Origin of the sequence: Streptomyces sp. NPDC001822, from assembly GCF_042892135.1 — a bacterium.
Classification (GTDB): Bacteria; Actinomycetota; Actinomycetes; order Streptomycetales; family Streptomycetaceae; genus Streptomyces.
The window spans coordinates 1-21415 of record NZ_JBIATW010000017.1; the positions used below are offsets into that span (position 1 = coordinate 1).

Here is a 21415-nt window from a genome sequence, read left to right on the forward strand (position 1 = left end):
CCGGCTCACACCCGTCGAATACGAAACCGTCATGACCACACCGGCCCTCCAAGCCGCGTGACTGAACCTGTCACCTGAAGGTGCGGCAGACCCCATCGAGAGAAGTGTGCGCGTGCTTGGTCGGCAGTCGTTATGGCTGGAAGTCCTAGGGTTCGTGCTTACGGACCGCAGATAGGTTCGTGGTTCGTGGTTACCGAGTGCCGACTGCCGACAGGAGGCGCGCGTACTCGTCCGCCATGGTTTTCACGGTCCAGTGAGCGTTCAAGCCGCTGGGATTCGGGAGAGCCCACACACGAGCGCCGCCGACCGTGTGTTCCTGCGGACCGATCTGTGCGTGGCGGTCACCGAAGGCCGTTCTGTAGGCGGTGACTCCCACCACGGCCAGCCACGCCGGGCGAAGCTCTTCCACCTTGGCCGTCAGGGCTTTGCCGCCCTCGCGGAATTCCTCCGTGCTCAGTTCGTCGGCGCGCGCGGTGGGTCTTGCTACGACGTTGGTGATGCCCAAGCCGTAGTCCAGCAGTCTCTGCTGTTCGGACGGTTTCAGCTGCAGAGGGGTGAAGCCCGACAGATGTAGCACCGGCCAGAAACGATTGCCCGGATGGGCGAAGTGGTGTCCGGTAGCAGCCGTCATGATGCTGGGGTTGATGCCGCAGAACAACACGCGCAGGCCGCCCGCGACCACGTCGGGTACGACGCGATCGCGGGCGGCCTGAGACTCTTCCGGCGTCATTCGGTGCGATGCCGTCAGAGGATGGAACCGGGGGTGTAGCTCGCGGCCTCGGGGCGCTGCTTGGCGATCTCTTCGATCCGGGCCACGAGAGCGCTGACCTGGTCGCCAGCCGCCCCGGTGAAGGAGAGCTTGTCGGCCATCAGGGCATCGAGCTGCTCACGGGAGAGCGGGATGCGCTCGTCGGCCGCCAGCTTGTCCAGCAGTTCGTTGCGCTCCGCGCCCTGTTCGCGCATGGCGAGTGCCGAAGCGACCGCGTTCTCCTTGATGGCCTCATGGGCCACCTCACGTCCGACTCCGGCGCGCACCGCACCCATGAGCACCTTGGTGGTGGCGAGGAAGGGCAGGTAGCGGTCCAGCTCACGTGCGACGACCGCGGGGAAAGCGCCGAACTCGTCGAGCACGGTGAGGAAGGTTTCAAGCAGACCGTCGAACGCGAAGAAGGCGTCGGGGAGCGCGACCCGTCGGACCACGGAACAGGACACGTCGCCCTCGTTCCACTGGTCGCCCGCGAGCTCACCCGTCATGGACGCGTAGCCGCGCAGAATGACCATCAGGCCGTTGACACGCTCGCAGGAACGGGTGTTCATCTTGTGCGGCATCGCCGACGAACCGACTTGACCGGGCTTGAAGCCCTCGGTCACGAGCTCGTGTCCGGCCATCAACCGGATCGTCTTCGCGACCGACGACGGGGCGGCGGCCAGCTGCACCAGGGCCGTCACCACGTCGTAGTCGAGGGAGCGGGGATAGACCTGGCCGACGGAGGTGAATGCCTGGCCGAAACCGAGGTGCCCGGCGATGCGCTGTTCAAGATCGGCCAGCTTGTCCGCGTCACCACCGAGCAGGTCCAGCATGTCCTGCGCCGTGCCGACCGGCCCCTTGATGCCGCGCAGCGGGTAACGGCCCAGCAGATCCTCGAGCCGCCCGTACGCCACCAGCAGCTCGTCCGCGGCGGTCGCGAAGCGCTTGCCGAGCGTCGTCGCCTGGGCGGCGACATTGTGCGAGCGGCCAGCCATGACGAGCTCGCTGTACTCCCCGGCCAGCTTGCCGAGACGGGCCAGGACAGCCACCGTGCGGTCCCGCATCAGTTCCAGCGAGAGGCGGATCTGCAGCTGTTCCACATTCTCGGTGAGGTCCCGGGAGGTCATACCCTTGTGGACCTGCTCGTGGCCGGCGAGAGCGTTGAACTCTTCGATCCGGGCCTTCACGTCGTGCCGTGTGACCTTCTCGCGCTCGGCGATCGAGGCCAGGTCGACCTGGTCGAGCACACGCTCGTAGTCGGCCAGCGCCGCATCGGGAACCTCGATCCCGAGGTCCTTCTGAGCGCGCAGCACCGCCAGCCACAGCTGACGTTCCAGCTTCACCTTCTGCTCGGGGGACCAGAGGACGGCCAGCTCCGTGGAGGCATAGCGGCCGGCCAGGACATTGGGGATGCGAGGCTTCGCAGATACAGCAGTCACGTGTCCGGAGTTTACCTGGCGTGCGTGAGGGCTTTTCCCCGTTCATACCGTCCAGAAGTTCCAGGTGGGAGGGCTTCTGGACGGCATGGCGTGTGAGGCGTGTGAGAGATCCGTGAGACGCGGCCTCGCGCCTTCACGACTCCGCGGAGGCGTCTTCCTCGACGTTCGTGATGCGCCTGACCTGCTGTCGGGTGTACCCGGTTACCTCGCAGATGTCCTTTTGCAGGACCCCGTCTGTCTTGGCCTGCCGGATGGCTTCGGCCAGCTCCTGCCGCAGGATCTCTGTCCGGGTCTCCGACTCCCTGAATCGGCTGGCCAGGTGCTCTAGCGATCTCTTGTCCATGGCGCACAGTGTTCCACTGGAAGCGTTCATGGAACATGACGTTACGCGACGCGCGGCTGGATTCCTAGGTCAGAGACGTTGACAAGGGAACACGATGTTCCCTAAGGTTCAGGTGTTGGCAGAAACACCGCCAACGCAAACGGCCCCCGCCGGTGCTGATGACACCGAACGGAGGCCTCACGGAACACCTGCCTGAACAGGAGCCCGCTGTGAGCAATGCTCTCACGTCCCGTAAGCGTCGTATCGACGCAGCTGCGGCCGTCGACAAGGCCGTCCTCTACACCAGCATCTCGGCTGGCATGGTCCTCGCCCGCCGCTACCTCACCGGCCGCGGCATCGACCAGGGATTCGCCGACCAGTACGGCAGCCCCTTCGGCCGGACCGCCGCGAAGATCTACCGCAGCGAGACCGGCACGGAGCCCCGCAAGGCCTGGTCGAACGTCCACGGGAAGTGGCGCCGGGTCAACGGCTTCCTCCCCGCAGAGACGGACGTCCTCGACAAGGCGTTCCTGTCCTACAAGCGGACCGCCGAGTACGTCGCCCCCGCGCCGGCCGTCGAGCCCGGCCCGGCCGAGGTGTACGTGAAGGCCACCGCCGGATACGCCGCCCGCTTCGAGGGCCTGACCGGCGACATGCTGCGGGACCTGGAGACCGAGCACGGCACCGACGAGCCCGGCGACCGGGTCCGCCCGCTCCTCGACACGCTGGCCAACTGGAAGCGGCACCTGGACCGGTTCGAGGCCACGGTCACGGACGCCGACGAGAGGGCCGTTCAGGGCCTGACGGAGGACGACCCGCGCCGTGTGGCATGGCGGGCCGCCAGCACCGGTGTCGACGCGTTCCTGAAGGCGCAGGCAGCCGTCCACGGCGCCTACGTCGACTGGGCGTTCGACCTGACCGGCGACATCGAGATCGTCGACACCCCGCGCCCCGCGGCCCCGGTCGTTCCGGCCGGCTGCCGGATCCCCGGCTGTGACCAGCGCTGGCACTACGACGCGCTGTGTGTCGCGGAGCTCGGCGAGCTGCCGTTCGACGACGGATCGTCCCTGCCGGTGGAGCTGTCCGCTTCGGAGGGCAAGCCGACGAGCATCGTGGCGTTCGCGTTCGAGCCCCGGTCGATGAACCTGCGCCGTGAGATCACCACTCAGGCTGACGCCGCCGCGTTCGCCAAGGCGCTGCGGGACGCGGCTGACGCGGTCGACGACGCCGCGCAGTTCCTCGCGACCGCCTGACAGTCCCTGCTCCATCACCGTGTCCCGCGGTTTCGGGACTGCCCCGCCGGACGTGTCGCTGTCCGTCCGGCCGGGGCCCCTCACAGCCTTCGAGGAGCCCAGCATGCGTAACACCGCCCAGACCACCGTTCCCGCCACGTTCAAGCCGTCCGGTGGCATCGTCGCCCCGGCACCCGTCGAGCCCGTCGTCGAGGCCGCACCGGCCTCTCCCACCGCCACCGCTGACCTGTTCGCTGCCTGGCAGTCCATGACGGTCCGCGAGGCCGCCGAGACGCCCATCGACCAGCTGCTGATCCTGCTCGGGGTCACCGTGACCGAGGTCGAGCCGGACGCCCTGCAGGACGGGATCAACGCCCGGTTCTGCGGTCGGATCGGGTTCGCGGAGATCTGGCTGTCCCGGACCCTGCCGCAGGCGGATCGGGAGCCGGCCGTGCGGGACTTCCTCGCCACGATCAGCACCGACGACCGGATCCTCCTGCGGGGGGCCGCGGCGACACCGCACCTGGTGCGGCAGGTCACGGCCCGCCTGGACTGCTACGACTGGTGCGTCGAGGACCACGACCACTACACGGGCCACATCGAGGACATCAGCCACACCAGCTCGCAGGCGGCGCTGATGGTGGCGGAGCGGCACGGCGACGTGCCGTTGCTCCACGCGTACATCAACGTCGACCCGTTCGGAACTGCCCCAGAGTCCCGGGTGCCGCACCTGATCGTCAGCGACGAGACGGAGACGTGGCCGATGCCCCTGCTGGGGGCGATCGAGTTCGCCGCCCAGCTGACCGTGTTCGCCGACGAGGTCCGCGCGTTGGCGGTGAGGGCCGCCGGCCGTGCCGACGACACCGTCTCGAGCCCGGAGCCCGGCCACTTCCCGTGGTGCGACACCGGGGCCTGCACGACCAACGAGCACGTCGGGCCGGAGTTCAACATGCCGGTCCCGCCCGGCCTGCACGCGGAGCACGACGAGCTGCTGAACGCCAAGCTCGGAGCGCACGAGGAGTTCGGGGGCAAGCCCGAGATCAGTCTCAGCTCGAACGGTGAGGGCACTCTCCTCGACGTGGCCGCGGCCGACAAGGTCATTGCCGACCTGGAGGCCACCGTCGCCGCGATGCGTGCGATGCGCGCCCAGATGGTTCAGGGGCAGCAGGCATGAGCGACGACCGCCCGACCGTAGCCCCTCGCCCTCGCCGGAACGCGGACGGCACGACAACCGTGACCACCTTGGACGCGGGCGACGTGCGGGTCGTCTGCCCCACCTGGTGCACGGTCCAGCACGGCTACCGGCACCCGCCGGCGAAGGCGGAGATCACCCACCGCTCCGAGCCGGTGTGGGCCCTGGCCGACACCCCGGAGAGTGGGCCGACCAGCCTCGTCGAGGTCAGCCTGATCCAGTGGCCGTACAGCAACCAGCCGCAGGTCTCCCTCGGTGTCGACACCGACGACGGCTTCCTCGAGGTCGGCCCGACCGGAGGGCACCGGATCGCCGCCGCCCTCCGCGCCCAGGCCGACCACATCGACACCATGGTCGACCAGTTGGTTGCCCTGCGGGCCGGTGAGGGCCAGTGAGCAGCAAGTGGCCGATCCCCCGGCCCACCGAGAACCGGGCGCTCCGCTCCGTAGAGCGCGCACCGCGGGAGCTGCCCGACTACCCGGAGCTGTTCGCCAGCCTGATGGTCGCCAGCAGGAACACCGACCGGCACGGCTGCAACCTCCTCGGTCACCTCATCGCTCGTGTCGGCGGAGAGGTCGCCCGGTGAGCTTCCGAGACCGGGCCCGCAACGCCCTGTACGAGGCGATGACGAACGGGGACGGCTCGCCGGCATCAGCCCGGCGGGCCACCCAGGGGGCGTCGATGCTCGCCGACACCCTCGCCGACAACGGGCACCACACCGCAGCGGTCGCCGCCTCCCTCGCGGGGGCGGTGGCGGTCGCCGCGGAAGGCGCCCTCGCCGTCTACGTCTACCCGCCCGATACCTACGCCAAATTCCACTAGCAGAAAGAAGGCCTGCGATGAGCACCACGAAACCGCAGCCCAATCTCACCAAGGGACAGATCGCAGTCCTGGTGGGCGCCACCCTCCCGATGATCGCGGCCGGAGTGGCGGGCGGTTGGGGCACCTACACCAACATCGCCGCCGAGTTCCACAGGGCAGCCACCGCGCTCGGCGTGGTCTCCGCCGGCGAGGGCGTCACCCTTGTCCTCGCCCTGGTCATGGTCGGGCTCACGATGCTGGGCCAGGCCGCCCCCGCCCCGGTCCGCGTCGGCCTCTGGCTTGCACCCCTGGCCGCCGCCGTCACTGGCATCGTCGTCGCCGACGACATGACCGAGGGCGTCGTCTACGCCATCACCCCGATGGCCATGTCCGCCGCGGCCGAAGGGCTTGGCCTGCTGGCCCGCCGGATCGTCGTCTACCGCACCGGCATCGACATGGAGGTCCAGCGCCGCAACGCCGACACGATCCAGCGCCTCGCCTACCACCGCGCCCGGGCGGCCAACCACCCCGGGAAGTTCGCCAAGAAGTACTCCGCCCGCGCATCGTGGCGCCTGGCGAAGCAGGTGGGCGTCGGCGACACCGAGCTCGGCGGGAAGCTGGTCGACGTACAGCGCACCCGGATCGTCAACGGGGCGGATGCGGCACTGCTGGACATGCTCACCGTCGACACCCCGCAGCGGGTGACGGAGACCGTCGTGGAGCGGGTCGAGGTGCCCTCGGACACCCCGCAGGAAGTGCCCGACACCCAGCCCCCGGCGATCGAGCCGGCCAAGCCCAGCCCGACCGTAGAACCCCTGGTCATCTGTGGTGACCGCAAGGTGTGGCCCCTGGTGGCACCCGAGCCGGAACCGGACGACGAGGTGTCGGTCGACACCGACGACCGGTTGCCGACCGAAGCCGCCGCCAACGTCATTCGGGCGGGGTGGGTTCTGGGCACCTCGGCCACCGAAACCGCCCGCCAGGCAACCCGCAGCGCCACCTATGTGAAACGGGTCTTCGCCCGCCTCGACGAGGAACGAGACCGCCTCAACATCGAGAAAGACGCGCCCCGGATCGCCCTCGTGAAGGAGCAGGGCGCGTGACCGACTTCGACAAGGCCGCCCGTGACGCCGTCGAAGCCGCCGCGAACTCCGAGCAGCTGGCCCTCATCGCGGCGCTCCTGCAGGCGCAGCAGCTCACCCAGCAGCAGGAGCCCGTGCCGGCGCCCGCCCCCCGGCCGTCCGGTGGTGCGGCGAAGTGGATCGGTATCGGGGTCGGCGGGTCCGTGTTCCTGCTGACCGTGGCCGTGTCCGCGATGGCCGTCGCCATCTCCGCGGTCGCCCTGACGATCTGCGTCCTCGTCCTGCGCTCCGTGTGGCAGGACATCCGCAACAACACCTGACCAGCCCCCCACCCCTTGGAAGGACCCCACTATGAGCGCCCGTAACCGAGCCGCCCGCCAGCGGCAGACGTTCATCGCCCGCCTCGCCCGGACCATGCACCGCCAGCTGGGCCAGGTACACCCCGCCGAGGTCGCCCGGATCGCCGCCTGTGCCGGGCTGAAGACCAGCAACCACGAGGTCCGCTGCGTCCTGAACCGCATCCACCTGCACCGCTGACCCGCCACAACTCAAGGAGAGCCCTATGGACGCGAAGACCCCGCAGGAGATCGGCGCTTACGCCCTCTCCCAGGCCGTGCGCTACGCCGACCAGGCCGCCCACTACGTCACCAGCAGCCCGAGCGTCACGGAGGCCCACGCCCCGTTGATCGCCACCCTTGGTGGCCTGGCCGGCGCCTACGCCGACATCGCCAGGGCCGCCGCCGTCACCGCAGACAACGTCTGACCAGGAAGGACACACCATGGACAGCTACACCCGATCCGAAGCCCGCGAACGTCGCCGCCTGTTCTGGAAGGGCGCCCACCAGGCGCTCGGCGACAACCTCGACCCCGCGGTGACCCGCCGCATCCACGAGATCGACGCCAAGGCAGCCGAGCGCGGCGCCCGCGAACTGGCTGCCCTTCAGTCCAAGGCCGAGACCGACCGGCAGGCCGTCGCCAAGGCCAAGGCCGAGGTGAAGACCAGCAAGTGGGGGACCGACCGGAACGCCGCCCGCGACGCCCTGAAGGCCGCCGAGAAGCAGCTCAGGCGGTCCGAGAACGTCCTCCACCGCGCCGAACAGTCCTAGCTACGCCACGGGGCGGCCGTAAATCCGCCAAGACCACCGGCCGCCCCGTGCCACCCGCCACTCAGCAGAGAGCAGGAGACCCCATCATGACCGACGCCATCGTCCGCCCCCTGAACGGGCACACGATCGAGAAGCTGCACCCGATCCCCCCGGAAGCCCTCGACAAGCCTGAGCCCGCCCCGGCCGCGCCCGAGGAGACCACGGTCGTTGAGGCGGTCGACCGCCCTGACAACCCGCTGGCTGACTGGTTGACCGTGCCCGACGCCCCGGTCCTCCCGGCATGGGCACGTTCCGCTGCGTCGATCAAGGCGAACGTCGGTGCGTTCGTCCGCCTCACGTGGTGGCAGGCCCGCTATCACGGCATCCGCACCCCGAAGTACCTGGTCAAGACGCTGCTGCTGGCCGCCCGCGGCTTCTACCGGGCGACCGTGGGACTGTGGCCGACCCTGTCCGCGCAGGACCACAGCGCGACCGTGAAGGCTCTGCGCGCCCAGTCCAAGGCCAAGCCCGAAGACATCGAGTTGGCGCTGCGCCTGCAGCTGGCCCATGCCAAGCGCACCGAGACCCGCCGTTGGCGCTTTGGCGCCGCAGCTGTCGGCGTTGCCGCGGCCACCATCGGCATCATGCTTGCCGACCCGATGCTGCAGGTAGGCATGGCGGGGGCGATCGTCACCCCGCTCGCCTACCTCGGACGAGGGAAGAACACCCAGCTCCTTGACCAGGGCGCCCCGCCGCTGCGGGTCGACATGTCCGCGCAGCAGCTCAACGACGCGTTGAGGGCGGCCGGCCTCCTGAAAAGCGGCCGTGCCACCGACGACGAGAGGGACGCTCCGCGGGTCTCTTGCTCGATGGGTCCGGTCCGTGACGGCCGCGGCTGGGCTGTGATCTTCGACCTGCCCCGGGGTGGTGGGAAGACCGCCTCTGACGTGCTGGCGAAGCGGGAAGTCATCGCGCAGGAGCTGGGTGTCGACGAGATCCAGGTCATCATGTCCCGCGTCCGCGCGGCGAAGGGCGGCAACGCCGGCCGGGTGTCGATGTGGGTGGCTGACGACGACCCGTACCTCGGTACGCCGAACCCGTCACCCCTGGCCAAGGCGGAATCCTTCTCCATCTGGGACCCGATCCCGTTCGGCCAGGACGCCCGCGGCAACCGCATCGAGGTACCTGTCATGTGGCAGTCGATGTTCTTCGGCGGCCTGCCCCGACGCGGGAAGACGTTCACGCAGCGCCTGATGACCGCGGCCGGCCTGCTCGACGCCTACGTCAGGCACTACGTCGCAGACGGCAAGGGCGGCGCCGACTGGATGCCCATGCGGGCTGTGGCGCACCGCCTGGTCATGGGCGCCGAAGACGACGCGATCGAGGCGCTGAAGGCGATGCTGCGGGAACTCCTCGTCGAGATGGAACGCCGGTTCGCGATCCTGCGGGAGCTGCCGACCAGCATCTGCCCGGAGGGCAAGCTCACTCCGGAGCTGGTCAGGCTGAAGAACCTCCCGGTCATCTTCGTGACGATCGACGAGCTGCAGGAGTACTTCACCGCGATGGAGAAGGACGACCGCGACCAGGTCATCAACGACCTGTGCCGCATCGCCCGCCGCGGGCCGGCCGCCGGGTTCGTGTCCAACTTCGCTTCCCAGCGTCCCGACGCCGACAGCGTCCCGACGAAGCTGAGGGAGATCATCACCTTGCGGTACTCCACGCAGGTCGTCGACAAGGCCAGCTCCGACATGGTGCTCGGCAAGGGCAAGGCCGCCCAGGGCGCCGACGCTTCGGTCCTGTCCGAGGACCACGTCGGCACGGGTGTCCTGGTCACAGGGCCTGCGTCTTACGTCACCGTGCGGGCCGACTACCTCGACGGCACCGGCTTCGCTCTCCTCTGCGCGAAGGGCCGCTCGCTGCGGGAGGCTGCCGGGCAGCTCACTGGGGATGCGGTCGGCGACGTCACCGCGGCGGCCGACGCTGCCGGGATCAAGCTCGCGCCGATCCTCACCGACGTCATGGAGGTCATGCGGCACGCCCCGCGGATGTTCACCGACGAGCTCCTTGGCGGGCTCGTCAACATCGACGAGGACACCTACGGCGACTTCAACGCCGAGCGCCTTGCCGCCGAGCTTGAGGCGGCCGGCGTGAAGCGCATCAGCAAGCAAGTGAAGATCAATAACAAGGGTGGGGCCGGATACCAGCGGCGCGACATCGAGGCGGCCGTGCCCGTCGAGATCCTGCTCGACCCCAACGCGAAGTAGGGGGGTCCCCCTCTACTGGCCCCCTGTGAACGGCCCCCGCTACCGACTCCCTCCACACCCTTTGGAGGGCCCCGAAGGTAGCGGGGGCCCTCTACCAAGGTCATGGGGGAGGTAGAGGGCTGTGACCTGCAAGGTAAGGCCGGTAGAGGGGGGTTGGATCACCCCCGCCAAATCCACCAGGAGACACGTTGAAGACCACCGAGCCCGAATCCCTAGACGAGCACCTGACCAGGCTGCTCGCCCTCGAGGCCGAAGCCGACACGATCACCGGATGGCACCCGACGCTCATGCCCGGGATGCTGCAGAGCGCCGACTACGCGCGGGCCGCAATCACCGCGTCCGCACCCGCCCTTGCCCCCGAGGACGTCGACGAGCGGGCCAACGGCCGCACGGCCCGCATCGACGCTCTGGGACGCGCAGCGGGCCGTACAGCGCGCTTCGTGATTGGTGAGGACGTTCTCGCCCTGCCCGTCGGCGGGCCGGCCACCCTCGCCGCACAGCTCGACCACCTGCTGACGCTCGTTGCGCTGCGCCCGTCCCTCGAAGTGCGGGTCCTGCCCCGCGGTGACGCCCACCCCGGTCTCAACGGCGCGTTCACCATCTACCGGTCCCGCCCGGGCCGCAGCGTGTTCGTCGAGAACCTGGCCAGCACCACCGTGCTCAACCGGCCCGAACACCTGACGGCCTTCATCCACGCGGGAGATCATGTGGAGCAGCGGGCCGCCAGCCCGGCGGAGTCCCTTCAGATGATCAGAGCAGCGAGGACCCGAGTTGCATCTCACGCATGACGACAACCTCGACTGGCAGCTGTCGACCTACACGGACAGCGGGGCCTGCGTGGAAGTGGCCCGCCCGTCGGGTGCGGTCCTGGTCCGCGACTCGAAGCGGCGGACCGGACCGCGCATCAGCATGGAGCCGGCCGCGTTCGCCGCCCTCGTCGACTGGGCAAAGACGCACCAGGTGTAGCCCGACCTCGTGGATAACATCCAAGGCAGCGGGAAGCCCCTGCCGCAGGAGAGTTGCGGCGGGGGCTTCTGTGCTCACCGGCTGGCGGCTATTCCATCGCTTGCCGCAGGGACCTTGAGATAGATCTCGCGGATCCTCTCCGCGATCCTCCCTTGAGTCTCATCTAGCGCGAAGACCGCTCTGACGAGTGCATCCTCGGCCTGCTCTACTGGCGCACGATGCATGCCACTCGGCACGTTCAGGAGTGCCTGGGTCGCTTGCACTTGCTCCCTCAGGGAGTCGTCCAGCACCAAGCCCAGCAGCATGCGCACGTCCCGGTTCGCGGATCCCAAGCCGTCGCTGGCTTCCGCCCCCAACAGCGTTCCCGCATAGTGCCCCGTCTCTCGACTTGTCATGACGTCCGTGTGGTGGGCCCTGCCCACCGCTCGCCCCAAAACCTGCAGCGCTTCACCGAGTCGCTGCAGATGGTCCAACTCGAAGTCCGCGCGCCTCTGCCGAAACGCCGCTGCTGCATCCTCGGCCTTCTCTGCCTGCTGTCGCCGGTGATTCAGCAAGCCGGTTAGTTGGGTGGCCAAGCCGCCCAGGAAGAACGCTGCCACTGGCCACACGGCCATCCATCCACTGTCCATCGCGGCAGTGTACGAGCGCCCTTGTCCTCGCCATCACCGGCCAGGCAGGGGCGCTTTCGTGTGTCCGGGATCAGGTGACGCAGCCCACAAAAAGAGCCGTGCCCCATACCCTGACAGTGACGAGCTGTTCAGAGGAGGGGCACGGCCATGCCAGACGATGCTACCCCGGACCCGTATGCCGACCCGCTGAGATTCGGGCAACGGGTCAACATCCTGCGGACCCGCCGCGGCATGACCCGCGATCAGCTAGGCGGACTGATGGGCCACTCTGGAATCTGGGTGAAGGGAATCGAGACCGGACGGCGAGGAGTCCCGAAGCTCGACGTGATCCTGCGCCTGGCCGAAGTCCTCCGGGTACGGACCCTCACGGACCTGACTGGGCACCACAGCGCCTACCAGCAAGACCTGTTCGTCGGCCCCGGCCACCCCCGGCTCGGCGCCGTGCGGGCCGCTGTGGACGCGTTCCCGTTCGGAGCGGCCGACCAGGCGCCCACCGCTGAGCACCTGGCTGCGCGGCTGGCCCGGGCCTGGTCCGCCCGCCACACGTCACCGCACCACCGTGAGGTCGTCGGCGCGCTGCTCCCTGATCTCATCCGCGACGCACAGGCCACCGTCCGCCAGGCCGACACCGCTGCGGACCGCAGGGCGGCGCAGGCAGTCCTGTCCGAGGTCTACTCGCTGTCGCAGTTCTTCGTGGCGTACCAGCCCGACAGCGCCCTGCTGTGGCGGGTCGCGGAGCGGGGGATGGTCGCCGCGCAGGAATCCGAGGACCCGCACACCATCGGCGTCGCCGCGTGGCTGGCTGCGCAGGCGCACCGCGACTCGGGTCCCGGTCACTTCGACGCGGCCGACCAGGTCACCAACGACGCGCTGCGCTACCTGGCGCCGCTCCTCCCCGACGCCAGTCACGAAGTCCTCGCCATCGCGGGGGCGCTCACCCATGAGGCCGGGTACACCGCGGCCCGCAAGGGCGAGGCGGGCACAGCGTGGCGGCACTGGGACGCGGCACGGACCATGGCGCAGCGGCTGCCCGAGACGTACTTCCACCCGGTGACGAGCTTCAGCCGCGCCATCATGGGCGCGCACGCCGTGACGATCGCGGTAGAGCTGCACGCCGGCGGGGAGTCGGTCCGCCAGGCCGCAGCGGCGGACGCGTCCACCATTCCGTCCCGGCCACGCAGGGCCCGGCACCGCATCGAGGCGGCCCGCGGCTACCAGCTGGACGGGCAGCCGGACGTGGCGCTGGCGACGCTGGCACAAGCCCATGAGGCTGCGCCGGAGACGATCCGGTGGAACGGCTACGCAAAGCGCATCGTGCTCGAGGAGACCGAAGCGAAGTCGCCGGACCGCCGGCGCCGTGCCGCCGACCTCGCGGTCAAGCTCGGTCTGCTCGCCGCCTGACCGTAGGGGTGCAAAGTGCACCCCTGATCCCCTGACGCCGCCCCGACCCTGGTGTGACCAGACCACAGACCACACCAGGGGTGAGCGCATGAGGAGAGAGTGCACGTACTGCCCGGAGCCCGGGGCCGATGTGTGCGTGCGCGTACACGTCGTGTCCAGCGGGACCGGGACGACGATCCTCGCCCACGAAGCGTGCGCCAAGCGGAACAACGCCCCGGTGCTGTACCGGCTCCTCCCTGATGTGGCGGTGGCCCGATGACCGGCCGCGCCGCGTTCGCCGTGCCTGCCCGCGGTCAGGGCGCTTACGAGCGGCTCCTCGCCCACACCATCGCCTGTGAGGCTTGCTCGAAGCTGGACCGTGGGCGAGTGGCCACGTGCCCCGTCCGTGCCAGCCTGAAGCTTGCCCTGGAGAGGGAATCCCGGTGATCTGCGTGGACTGCGACCAGACCATCACCGGGCCTGCCGCGCTGGCTTCGCCTGGCGACTCGATGTCGGGCGCACGGCCACCCGCATATGCCCATCCGGCGCGCAGCCCGCACTGTCGACCGATGGAACCCAGTAAGCGGCTGCTGCGGCAAGCCATGGAGTCCAAGGCGAGCGAGCCACGGCTGAAGTACTGAACTCCTGCCCGCACTCAGGTCGAGGCCGGCCTAATGCGGGGTGTGGGCAGGGTCGTCTATGCCCGTAGTACCCCCTCGACGGGGAGCAGACGACAAGGAGCCCCGACGCTCGCGCGGTCGGGGCTCCTCTACGTGCTGCTGCCTACCGGGAGCGGCTCCTGTTCAGGTTGCGGAGCTCCTCGTTCATCTTCTCCGCCAGCTGCTCCGCCGCACGCTTCTGGTCGGCCGGCGAGGAGAAGTCGAAGGATCCAGCGACGGACACGTTCAGGTTGTGGATCGTCGTCGTCCCGCCGCCCGCGGCGCTGTCGAGGATGGCGTCGAGCCTGGCCGTGCGGGTCGCATCCAGGACGCGCTCAGGGCGCCCCGTCTCGTTGTCGACCACGGTCCGCCCCCTGCCGAGCAGCCCACCTCGGTCGTACTTGGTGGCCGGCTGGAAGCCGTACCGGTCGGTGAACAGGGGGCTGTTGTAGCCGCGGGCGCGGGAGCCGATGACGATGCCGTCGCCGCCTCTGGATTCGATGTTGACGCCGCCGATGGTCCCGGCGGTGTGGCCGACGCCGGCGTTCGTGATGCCGATCATGTAGGGGCTGTTGAGGTTGCGGACCCAGCCGCCGGGCGCGGTCGCCCCGGAGAAGGAGCCGGTGGCCCAGCGGCGGTGCGGGGACTGGCCGCGGATCACGGATTCGACGGCGGAGACCAGGCCGGAGCAGTCCCAGCTGGGGTTGCCGTTGCCGCCCCATTGGTATTTTTTGCCGCCCTGGGTGCGGGCCCAGGACAGGCCGCGCTGCACGGCGGGGCCGCCGACGGCCTTCTTGTCCTCGTTGCCGAGGAAGCCGAGCATCTTGTCGAGGATGTTGTTCGGGACGCCCTTGGCGAGCTTGCCGTACTGGCTGCCGCCGTCGGGGATCCGGTTGATGAGGGGGCGGACGAGGCTGCTGATGGCTTTCTGGGCGGCGGACTTGAGGCCGCCGATGACGAGGTCTTTCGCCCAGCCGATGCCGCCGCTGATGGCCCCACCGATGCCGGAGAGGGCGCCGACGATGCCGCCCTTGTCGAAGTGCTGCATGCCCTGGGCGGTGCGGTTGTCGGGGTTGCCGCCGGTGGGACCTTCGGAGCGGTCCTTGCCGAGCATCGCATCGATGCCCCGGTGGCCGCCGAGGCGGGCGACCTGGTCGAGGGAGAGGACGCGTTCGTTGGGGGTGAGCATGGCGGGCACGGTGTCGCCGGTTCCCTGGCCGGGGACGATGCCGCCCTTCGCGAACTTGAGGCCGATCGCCGGAAGTGTGATCTTTGAGCTGATCTTCCCGGCGATGGTGTTCCACATTTTGCGGATGCCGTCGTTGTACACATGACCGATGACCCATTTGATGGGGGTGGAGAGCTTCGACTGGATGCCGGTCCAGATCCTCCCGATGCCGTCGCGCAGTGTGGTGAACGCGGTCGTCATGCTGGCCTTGAAGTCACCGATCTTGGTACGGATCGTCGTCATGATCGACGTGACCTTGTCGCGGGCTCCGGTCCACAGGTTCGACCAAGTGGTCGTGATGGACGTCTTCAGCCCCGACACCGTGGTCGTGATCCACTTCCAGGCGTTGGCAAGACTGTTCCGGACCGTCGTCCAGGCGCTGTCCCATGCACCGCGGACCGCCTTCCACGTGGCGTTCCAGGCGTTGACGATGCCGTCCTTGACACCGTTGAAGATCCGCTTGGTGTTGTCCCACAGGTCCGTGAACCACTTGACGATGGCCTTGACGAGGTCCGGGATGATGCTGTGCCCGACGAGGACATCGAAGAGCCACTCGAACTTTTCGACGATCCACTCAACGCCGGTGATCATCATTTCGACGAACTTGGTGATCCAGCCGATCACCGTCGTCAGGACCGGCACCAGCACACCGATCCCGCCGGCCAGAGCACCGGCGAGCAGTCCGGCCAGCTGCACGATCAGCGGCAGCAAGGGCGTGATCACCGACATCGCCAGGCCCAGCAGCGACACGATCAGCTCACTGATCGGGGGCAGCAGCGGCAGGAGCGCGCCGATCAACATCGGGAAAATGGGGAGCAGCTGGTTGAGCGCGCCCATGATCGTGCCGATGACAGGGACGAGCGCCTTCAGGATCGGTTCCAACGCGGCTGCCAGCGCGTCGACCAGCAGTACGACGACCTTCATCGTCATATCGATCACCGGCTGAAGCGACGTCATGAACACCGTCGCCAACTCCATGACGACGTCGATGATCGGGGCCAGCGACTTCATCAGCTGCCCCAGGATCGGGGCCAGTGCAACCACCACGCCCAGGACCGGGTTGAACGCGAAGAGGAGAGCGCCGAGCACCGGCAGCAGGGAGTCCGAGCCGGTGAGCATCTGCGTGATGACGTCCGCGATCGGCGCGAGGGCCGGGATGAGCGCCTGCAGCGCAGTGCCGAGCGCGCCGGCCAGTACCCCGGCGATGGAGTTCACGGCCTTGAAGATGGACGTGAGCGCGGCCTGCATCTCCGGCATGGCCGTGATGCGCCGCAGCTCCTTGAAGATGGCGCCCAGGCCGCCGAGGGCGTCACCACCGGCTGCGCCCGCGGCCTTCATGACGTTGCTGACGGTGCCGAAGATGTCGCCGATCAAGTGGCCGAACTGCTTGGCAATGTCGATGGCGTTGTCGATGACCTTCTCAAGGTGACCGGACTCGAACGCCTTGGTGAGCTGGTCACTGAAGCGGGTCATGGCCCCGCCAGCAGCAGTCGTCAGCCTCTTGAGCGCAGGGGCTGCGGCAACACTGAGCTGCACAAAGGCTTGCCCGACCTGGCCGGGCACCTTCTCGAGGGGCTTCATGCCGTTGGTGAAGCCGTCGAACATGCGCTTCAGGACGCCCTGGTTGCCCAGGCGGGTGAAGGTGTCCATGAGGCCGATGCCCATGCGGTTGAGCACGCCACCCATACCGACGAGGCCGCCCCGTACAGCGGGCAGCGTCGCCGTCGACATGCGGGTGAGGGTGGCCCCGAAGTTCTTGAACAGGGCGTCCTGCACGTCCATGCGGACCGCGGACCAGGCCGGGGCGATGGACTTCACGGCCTCGACGAAGCTGCGCGCGTTCGGCGACAGCTTGCTCATCGCGTCGTTGAACTTCGTGGCCTCCGTCGACCCCTGCGCCATGGCGGCGGCAACCGCACGGTTCGCATCGGCCAACGCCTCCTGCGCCCCACGGACCTGCCGTGAAGCGGCGATCTGGGCATCCGCCACACCCTGCTGGGCTGCGGCCAGGGCCATCTGGGCGTCGTGAACCTGCCGGGCCCCGTCGGCTGCGGTCTTCGTCGCCTCTGCCTGCGCGTCACGGACACTGAGCGCCTTGTCGGCGACGGCCTGCTGGGAATCCTTCAGCCGGTCCTGAGCGGCGGTGACAGTGTCGGAGCCCTCGACGCCGGCCGCGTTCGCCTCAGCGGTCTGCTCCTGCAGCCGGACCGTCTCGATCTGCTGCTCCTTGAGCCGCTGCACCGCCCGGTCGTAGGCGATCTGGGCGTCTTCAAGGTCAGCGGCCGACGCGGCGGCACCCTTAGCCTTCACCGCGGCGAGGGACTTCTCGGCGTCCTCGACGTCACGCACGGCCTGGCGCTGGTCGATCTGCGCGCCGGCAAGCCGGTTGTTGATGTCCTCAAGCTGGTCGGCGGCTGTCTCGCGGGCTTCGTTGAGGTCTTCCTGGGCGCGCTGTGCGGCCTTCTGCGCGTCGGCCAGGTCCCGCTCTGCGTCAGCTACCCGGCGCAGCGCCGCTTGCCGGTCAGCGGCTGCCTGAACCTCTGCGTCACGGACGTCCCGGGCAGCCGATGCCACCCGCTTCTGCGCGTCCACGATCTGCCGGGCGGCATCCGCTTGGGCTTCACGGAGCGCCCGCGCGGACCGGGCTACGTTGATCTGTGCGGACTCCACCGCCCGGGCGGCGTTCACAGCAGCCGGGGCAGACGAGGCACCGGACTCGAACGCCGACTTGAAGGCGGCACCGACGCCCTTGAGTCCGACGCCGAGGGCGGCACCCATGGTGATGAGGGAGCCCAGAGCGGGCACAGCTACTGCGGCGGCCGGCCCCATCTGAACCAGGCTCGCGGAGAGGGACGAGACGGCAGGGAACGCGCCGAGGGCGGCAGAGGCCAGGGCGAGAAAGCGGCTGGAGAGCATGCCGGCCGACGACGAGGCGGAGCCGAGACTGCCGCCAAGGCTGCCCAGGCCGCCACCGGTCATGTTCGCCCGGATGTTGACCCGCCGGTCGCGAGTCAGGAAGCGCAGGGTGTTCGTTGCCGCGGCCGTGTCCGCGTCGGCCAGGACTCGCACGGTGCGGCGCCGGGTCAGGTTGTTGATCTCGTCAGCAGCAACACGGGTGTCGACGTCGATGCCCAGGCGCACCCGTTGGCGGCGGGTCAGGTTCCGCAGCTCATCGGCGGCTACCCGGGTGTCTGCTGTGGCCAGGATCCGCACGGTCCGGTCGGCGGTGAGCTTGTCGAGGGCGCGTTCCACGCGGCGCAGCGCGACGTCGTTCATGGTGGCGGCGATGTCGACGCGGCGTCCGGTGAGGCGGGTGAGTGCACGGTCGTCGAGGTCGATCGATGCCTTGATCGTGCGGTCGCGCAGGGCCCGTTGCAGGGACACGCTGAGCGCCCGGTCGTCGAGATCGACACCCGCTTTGATCCGTCGGTCCCGGGTGAGGCGGGCGATTCGCTCGTCGGCCTGCCGGGTGTCGAGATCGACCCGGGCCTTGACCTTGATCTCCTGCCGCTCCAGCTTCCGGATGTCCGCGTTGAGCTTGGTGCGGTCCATCCGCGCTTCGACGTAGGCGCCTGCCAGCCTGAACTCACCCATCAGGCAGCCGCCTTCCGGTCGTCGGCCAGCAGCGTCGACAGCGGCTTGCCCACCGCGTCAGCGAGGGCGTCAGCGACGGGGATGGGTGGCTGGGCTGTGCCGCGTTCGTAGGCGTACAGGGACCAGCAGGTGCGGCCGACGCGGGCGGCGACGTCGTGGATGCTCAGCCCGGCGGCGCGGCGGGCTGTGCGGAAGCGGTGACCGGAGAACGTGCGTGGCACGGGGGGATCCCTTGCGTGGGAGACGGCAGGGCAAGGGCGTGTCCGCGGGCCCGAGTCGGCCCGCTCCATTCGCCTGGCATCCGCATCACGCGATGGCACGCAGCCTGTGGCCCGGCTGCTCGTTCGCCTGCCTCGCCAGTTCCACCGGATCCGTGTGGGCATCGCGCCCTTGGCATCACGCCATTGGATCGTCGGAACCTGACAGCGCTCGGTTCGTCCTCATTGGAAGGATACTCCAATGAGCCTTAGATTCGAAGGTCTTATTGATCTAGGGCCATGGAATCGCAGGCGTGGGTATGGTGCTCTGCGGAAGCCGACGATGGCGAGCCTGAGTGGCCCCGCAAGTTGTCAGGGTGGATTTCATCCGAAGTGCCCCCCGGTGGGACGCAGATGCAAGATGCTGTGCCCTCACGAATCCGCTGGGGGCGATATGACCAACCCGTACATCACCACGCCGATCAGGGCCCGCATGTACGCGAACAACAAGCACAGGGCGATCTGGGTGACGGCTGTCGTGCTGTCCGCTGGCCTGGTTGCTCCGCCGCTGTTCTTCATCGCTGCGAAGAAGGGGGTGGTCAGCTTCGCGCCTGCCGCCATCTACGCGGCGATCATTGTTCTGTTCGGGCTGATCGGCCAGAGCGTCTTCGGTAACCCGGGCAACTGGATCGGCGGCGTTCTCGCCCTGACGATGATCACGGCCGCTGCCCACGCCGCCATCCTGGACGTCGACTGGAAACCTGGGCGGTAACGCGCCCACGACGAAGGGGCCCTCGCACTCGAGGGCCCCTTCGCCTTGCCGCTGGACCGAAGGTGGTCGACGTCAGCCCTGATGCCGGCGCCGGATCCGCCGGCGGACCAGCCTATCCAGTCGCCTTCCAGCGGTCCGACGCCACCTTGCGCTTCTGAAGGAATCCGCGCATCGCCCGCGACAGCGGCCCGCGGACCCGGAACGTGTCGCCGTAGACGGCCTCGAGGTCTGCCCACGCTGCGTCCATGAGCCCCGTGCCACGTTCGAACGGGTGCAGCCAGATCCAGTCCAGGACGCGAATCCCGCGGCTGACGCTCAAGCCGGCTGCGCCTGCAGCGATCGGGAAGGTGGCGGAGACTCGCTGTGCGTCGAAGAGAACGACGTCTGCCTCATTGGGTCTGCCGCGGAAGTCGGCGAGCTCGGCATCGAAGGGTGGGTGGTCGAAGCCCATCTCGCGGAAGAAGTACTTGCCGAGGGTCTCGACAGTTCGTCGTAGGCGCATGTCGTTCGTCGTAGGCGCATGTCGTTCGTCGCCGGGATCAGGGCGTGGCCAGCGGCCGGCTTGTCCGCGTGCAGCAGGGGGATCATCTCGATTGCGTACCGGCGCCCTGCCCCGTCAGTGCCCGGCCAGAAGTTGTCGCGTTCGCGCCTGCGGTCCGCCATGATCTCGCGCCGGATGCTGGGGGGAAGCTCGTTGAGGGGCACGAGGCCATTGTGCGAGATCTGGAGTCCCGCCGGAACCTGGTTCACAGGCCCATAACGGGGTTGTCCTCCCACGGGTCGCCCTCGTCAAAGTAGCGGGAGAGGGACGTCGAGTTGTCCGCCCACCCGCCCTGCCTGGCCACGCGGATCATGGGGGCCCCACCTTTCTGGGCTGCGGTGGCGAACCCGCGGCGCAGGGAGTGGCCCCGCCAACGCCCCTCGAACCCGGCGGCGCCGGCCACGCGCTCGACGACGTCGGACGCGGCATCGGCGGTGAGCCGGCCGGACGGGGCACCGATCGGCTTGCCGCGCCTCACCATCGGCGGCGCGATCCTGCCGTGCCGGTCGATGCGGACGAACAACGGCCCCTCGGTACGTCCCGCCTCACGCATGGCGACGATCAGAGCACGCAGGGCCCGCACGGGGCAGGTCGCCGGGTTCTTCCCGTAGGCGATGGCCGACTCGGTGAACTTCTTCATCTTCACCCGATAGATCGACACCAGGTACCCCTCGTCGCACTCCACGGGCTCGCCGATGTCGATGCCGACCAACTCCGAGGACCGGGTGGCCGCCGCGTAGCCGAGGAGCAGCATGGCCGCGTCCCGCTTACCGATGAGCGTGTCCCGGTCAAGGGTGGCGAGCATCTGCCGGAGCACGGGAGGGAGCGCGGCCTTCGCCTGCTGCTGCTTCCCGCCCGGCTTCTTGTCGACGGCCAACTGGTGCTTGTACCCGGCAATGACGGTGCGGGCGCCCTTCGTCTCGGGCCGCGGCAGGTTCAGTTCGGCATGCATCGTGCTGATCGCGGACAGCAGCCGCTCGAGGGAGCTCGGAGCCGAGGGCCTGCCCGTGCGCGGGCGCGGGGTGAGCGTCAGGTGGGTGACGTACTCGACGAGGAGATCCTGTGTCGCGGGCAACGGCTGCTCGCCGCGTTCGGTGCACCAGGCGAGAAAGGCCTCGCGATCCTCGCGGTACGCCTTCCGTGTGGAGTCGGCGCGGCCGGCGGCGAGCGCGGCTCGCGCTTCGGGCGACAGCTGGCGGACGGCAGGCGCGGACGGCGGCTCGCGCCACTCGATGCCAGTCATGAACTCCCCCTCAGATCGGACCCGTTCCAACTACAGAGAAT

Annotated in this window: 24 protein-coding genes; 16 read left to right on the forward strand and 8 right to left on the reverse strand. The window is 68.9% G+C overall.

Features of this window, described 5'->3' with window-relative positions:
- Nucleotides 1-190: 190 nt before the first annotated feature.
- From mug to ACFYY2_RS29650, 3 genes are all read right to left on the reverse strand, one after another.
- Complete coding sequence (gene mug, locus ACFYY2_RS29640) at nt 191-730, reverse strand: G/U mismatch-specific DNA glycosylase (protein ID WP_388748661.1); 540 nt, start codon at nt 728-730, stop codon at nt 191-193.
- 14 nt (nt 731-744) lie between these two features.
- Entirely contained in the window at nt 745-2187 is a 1443-nt protein-coding gene (gene purB, locus ACFYY2_RS29645; RefSeq protein ID WP_388748663.1) for an adenylosuccinate lyase, read from the reverse strand.
- A 133-nt stretch (nt 2188-2320) separates the two neighbouring features.
- The gene (locus tag ACFYY2_RS29650) at nt 2321-2530 is read right to left on the reverse strand and encodes a hypothetical protein (RefSeq protein WP_388748665.1); all 210 of its coding nucleotides are present in this window, start codon (nt 2528-2530) and stop codon (nt 2321-2323) included.
- A gap of 209 nt (nt 2531-2739) precedes the next feature.
- Between ACFYY2_RS29650 and ACFYY2_RS29655 the strand changes: the two genes are divergently transcribed.
- The 13 genes from ACFYY2_RS29655 to ACFYY2_RS29715 all read left to right on the forward strand — a co-directional run bounded on the left by ACFYY2_RS29655 (nt 2740) and on the right by ACFYY2_RS29715 (nt 11131).
- Entirely contained in the window at nt 2740-3762 is a 1023-nt protein-coding gene (locus ACFYY2_RS29655; protein ID WP_388748667.1) for a hypothetical protein, read from the forward strand.
- A gap of 103 nt (nt 3763-3865) precedes the next feature.
- The gene (locus ACFYY2_RS29660; protein ID WP_388748669.1) at nt 3866-4915 is read left to right on the forward strand and encodes a DUF6907 domain-containing protein; all 1050 of its coding nucleotides are present in this window, start codon (nt 3866-3868) and stop codon (nt 4913-4915) included.
- A 59-nt stretch (nt 4916-4974) separates the two neighbouring features.
- Nucleotides 4975-5328, forward strand: a complete 354-nt coding sequence (locus tag ACFYY2_RS29665) for a DUF6907 domain-containing protein (RefSeq protein ID WP_388748671.1) — start codon at nt 4975-4977, stop codon at nt 5326-5328.
- Nucleotides 5325-5519 (forward strand): hypothetical protein, encoded by a 195-nt coding sequence (locus ACFYY2_RS29670; RefSeq protein ID WP_388748673.1) that lies wholly within the window; start codon nt 5325-5327, stop codon nt 5517-5519. The genes ACFYY2_RS29665 and ACFYY2_RS29670 overlap by 4 nt, the downstream gene beginning before the upstream one ends.
- Nucleotides 5516-5755 (forward strand): hypothetical protein, encoded by a 240-nt coding sequence (locus ACFYY2_RS29675; RefSeq protein ID WP_388748675.1) that lies wholly within the window; start codon nt 5516-5518, stop codon nt 5753-5755. Before ACFYY2_RS29670 ends, ACFYY2_RS29675 begins: the two co-directional genes overlap by 4 nt.
- A gap of 17 nt (nt 5756-5772) precedes the next feature.
- Nucleotides 5773-6837, forward strand: coding sequence for a hypothetical protein (locus ACFYY2_RS29680; protein WP_388748677.1), 1065 nt, complete (start codon nt 5773-5775; stop codon nt 6835-6837).
- Nucleotides 6834-7136 carry a hypothetical protein gene (locus ACFYY2_RS29685; protein ID WP_388748678.1) on the forward strand — a complete coding sequence of 101 codons (303 nt, stop codon included), beginning with the start codon at nt 6834-6836 and terminating at the stop codon, nt 7134-7136. Before ACFYY2_RS29680 ends, ACFYY2_RS29685 begins: the two co-directional genes overlap by 4 nt.
- Before the next feature lie 31 nt (nt 7137-7167).
- Entirely contained in the window at nt 7168-7353 is a 186-nt protein-coding gene (locus tag ACFYY2_RS29690) for a hypothetical protein (protein ID WP_388748680.1), read from the forward strand.
- Between the two features lie 25 nt (nt 7354-7378).
- Nucleotides 7379-7579 (forward strand): hypothetical protein, encoded by a 201-nt coding sequence (locus ACFYY2_RS29695; protein WP_388748682.1) that lies wholly within the window; start codon nt 7379-7381, stop codon nt 7577-7579.
- A 16-nt stretch (nt 7580-7595) separates the two neighbouring features.
- Nucleotides 7596-7922 carry a hypothetical protein gene (locus ACFYY2_RS29700; RefSeq protein ID WP_388748684.1) on the forward strand — a complete coding sequence of 109 codons (327 nt, stop codon included), beginning with the start codon at nt 7596-7598 and terminating at the stop codon, nt 7920-7922.
- Nucleotides 7923-8008: 86 nt separating this feature from the next.
- Nucleotides 8009-10165, forward strand: coding sequence for an FtsK/SpoIIIE domain-containing protein (locus ACFYY2_RS29705; protein ID WP_388748686.1), 2157 nt, complete (start codon nt 8009-8011; stop codon nt 10163-10165).
- Nucleotides 10166-10353: 188 nt separating this feature from the next.
- The gene (locus tag ACFYY2_RS29710) at nt 10354-10953 is read left to right on the forward strand and encodes a DUF5753 domain-containing protein (protein WP_388748688.1); all 600 of its coding nucleotides are present in this window, start codon (nt 10354-10356) and stop codon (nt 10951-10953) included.
- The gene (locus ACFYY2_RS29715) at nt 10937-11131 is read left to right on the forward strand and encodes a DUF397 domain-containing protein (RefSeq protein WP_388748690.1); all 195 of its coding nucleotides are present in this window, start codon (nt 10937-10939) and stop codon (nt 11129-11131) included. Before ACFYY2_RS29710 ends, ACFYY2_RS29715 begins: the two co-directional genes overlap by 17 nt.
- A 74-nt stretch (nt 11132-11205) precedes the next feature.
- Here ACFYY2_RS29715 and ACFYY2_RS29720 read toward each other — a convergent pair whose 3' ends face one another.
- Nucleotides 11206-11760 (reverse strand): hypothetical protein, encoded by a 555-nt coding sequence (locus ACFYY2_RS29720; RefSeq protein WP_388748692.1) that lies wholly within the window; start codon nt 11758-11760, stop codon nt 11206-11208.
- Nucleotides 11761-11907: 147 nt separating this feature from the next.
- Between ACFYY2_RS29720 and ACFYY2_RS29725 the strand changes: the two genes are divergently transcribed.
- Nucleotides 11908-13161, forward strand: coding sequence for a helix-turn-helix domain-containing protein (locus ACFYY2_RS29725; protein ID WP_388748694.1), 1254 nt, complete (start codon nt 11908-11910; stop codon nt 13159-13161).
- A gap of 136 nt (nt 13162-13297) precedes the next feature.
- Nucleotides 13298-13420: a hypothetical protein gene (locus tag ACFYY2_RS29730; RefSeq protein WP_388748696.1), complete on the forward strand. Its 123-nt coding sequence runs from the start codon at nt 13298-13300 to the stop codon at nt 13418-13420.
- 503 nt (nt 13421-13923) lie between these two features.
- Here ACFYY2_RS29730 and ACFYY2_RS29735 read toward each other — a convergent pair.
- A complete protein-coding gene (locus ACFYY2_RS29735) occupies nt 13924-18621 on the reverse strand; it encodes a hypothetical protein (RefSeq protein WP_388748698.1) in 4698 nt (1565 codons plus the stop codon).
- Nucleotides 18621-18842 (reverse strand): helix-turn-helix transcriptional regulator, encoded by a 222-nt coding sequence (locus ACFYY2_RS29740; protein ID WP_388748700.1) that lies wholly within the window; start codon nt 18840-18842, stop codon nt 18621-18623. The genes ACFYY2_RS29735 and ACFYY2_RS29740 overlap by 1 nt, the downstream gene beginning before the upstream one ends.
- 430 nt (nt 18843-19272) lie before the next feature.
- On the opposite strand from ACFYY2_RS29740, the gene ACFYY2_RS29745 reads away from it, so the two are divergent.
- A complete protein-coding gene (locus ACFYY2_RS29745) occupies nt 19273-19590 on the forward strand; it encodes a hypothetical protein (RefSeq protein WP_388748702.1) in 318 nt (105 codons plus the stop codon).
- Between the two features lie 112 nt (nt 19591-19702).
- On the opposite strand, the gene ACFYY2_RS29750 is transcribed toward ACFYY2_RS29745, so the two are convergent.
- On the reverse strand, nt 19703-20092 hold the full coding sequence (locus tag ACFYY2_RS29750; protein ID WP_388748704.1) for a hypothetical protein: 390 nt from the start codon (nt 20090-20092) through the stop codon (nt 19703-19705).
- Between the two features lie 244 nt (nt 20093-20336).
- Nucleotides 20337-21374: a tyrosine-type recombinase/integrase gene (locus ACFYY2_RS29755; RefSeq protein ID WP_388748706.1), complete on the reverse strand. Its 1038-nt coding sequence runs from the start codon at nt 21372-21374 to the stop codon at nt 20337-20339.
- Nucleotides 21375-21415 lie beyond the last annotated feature (41 nt).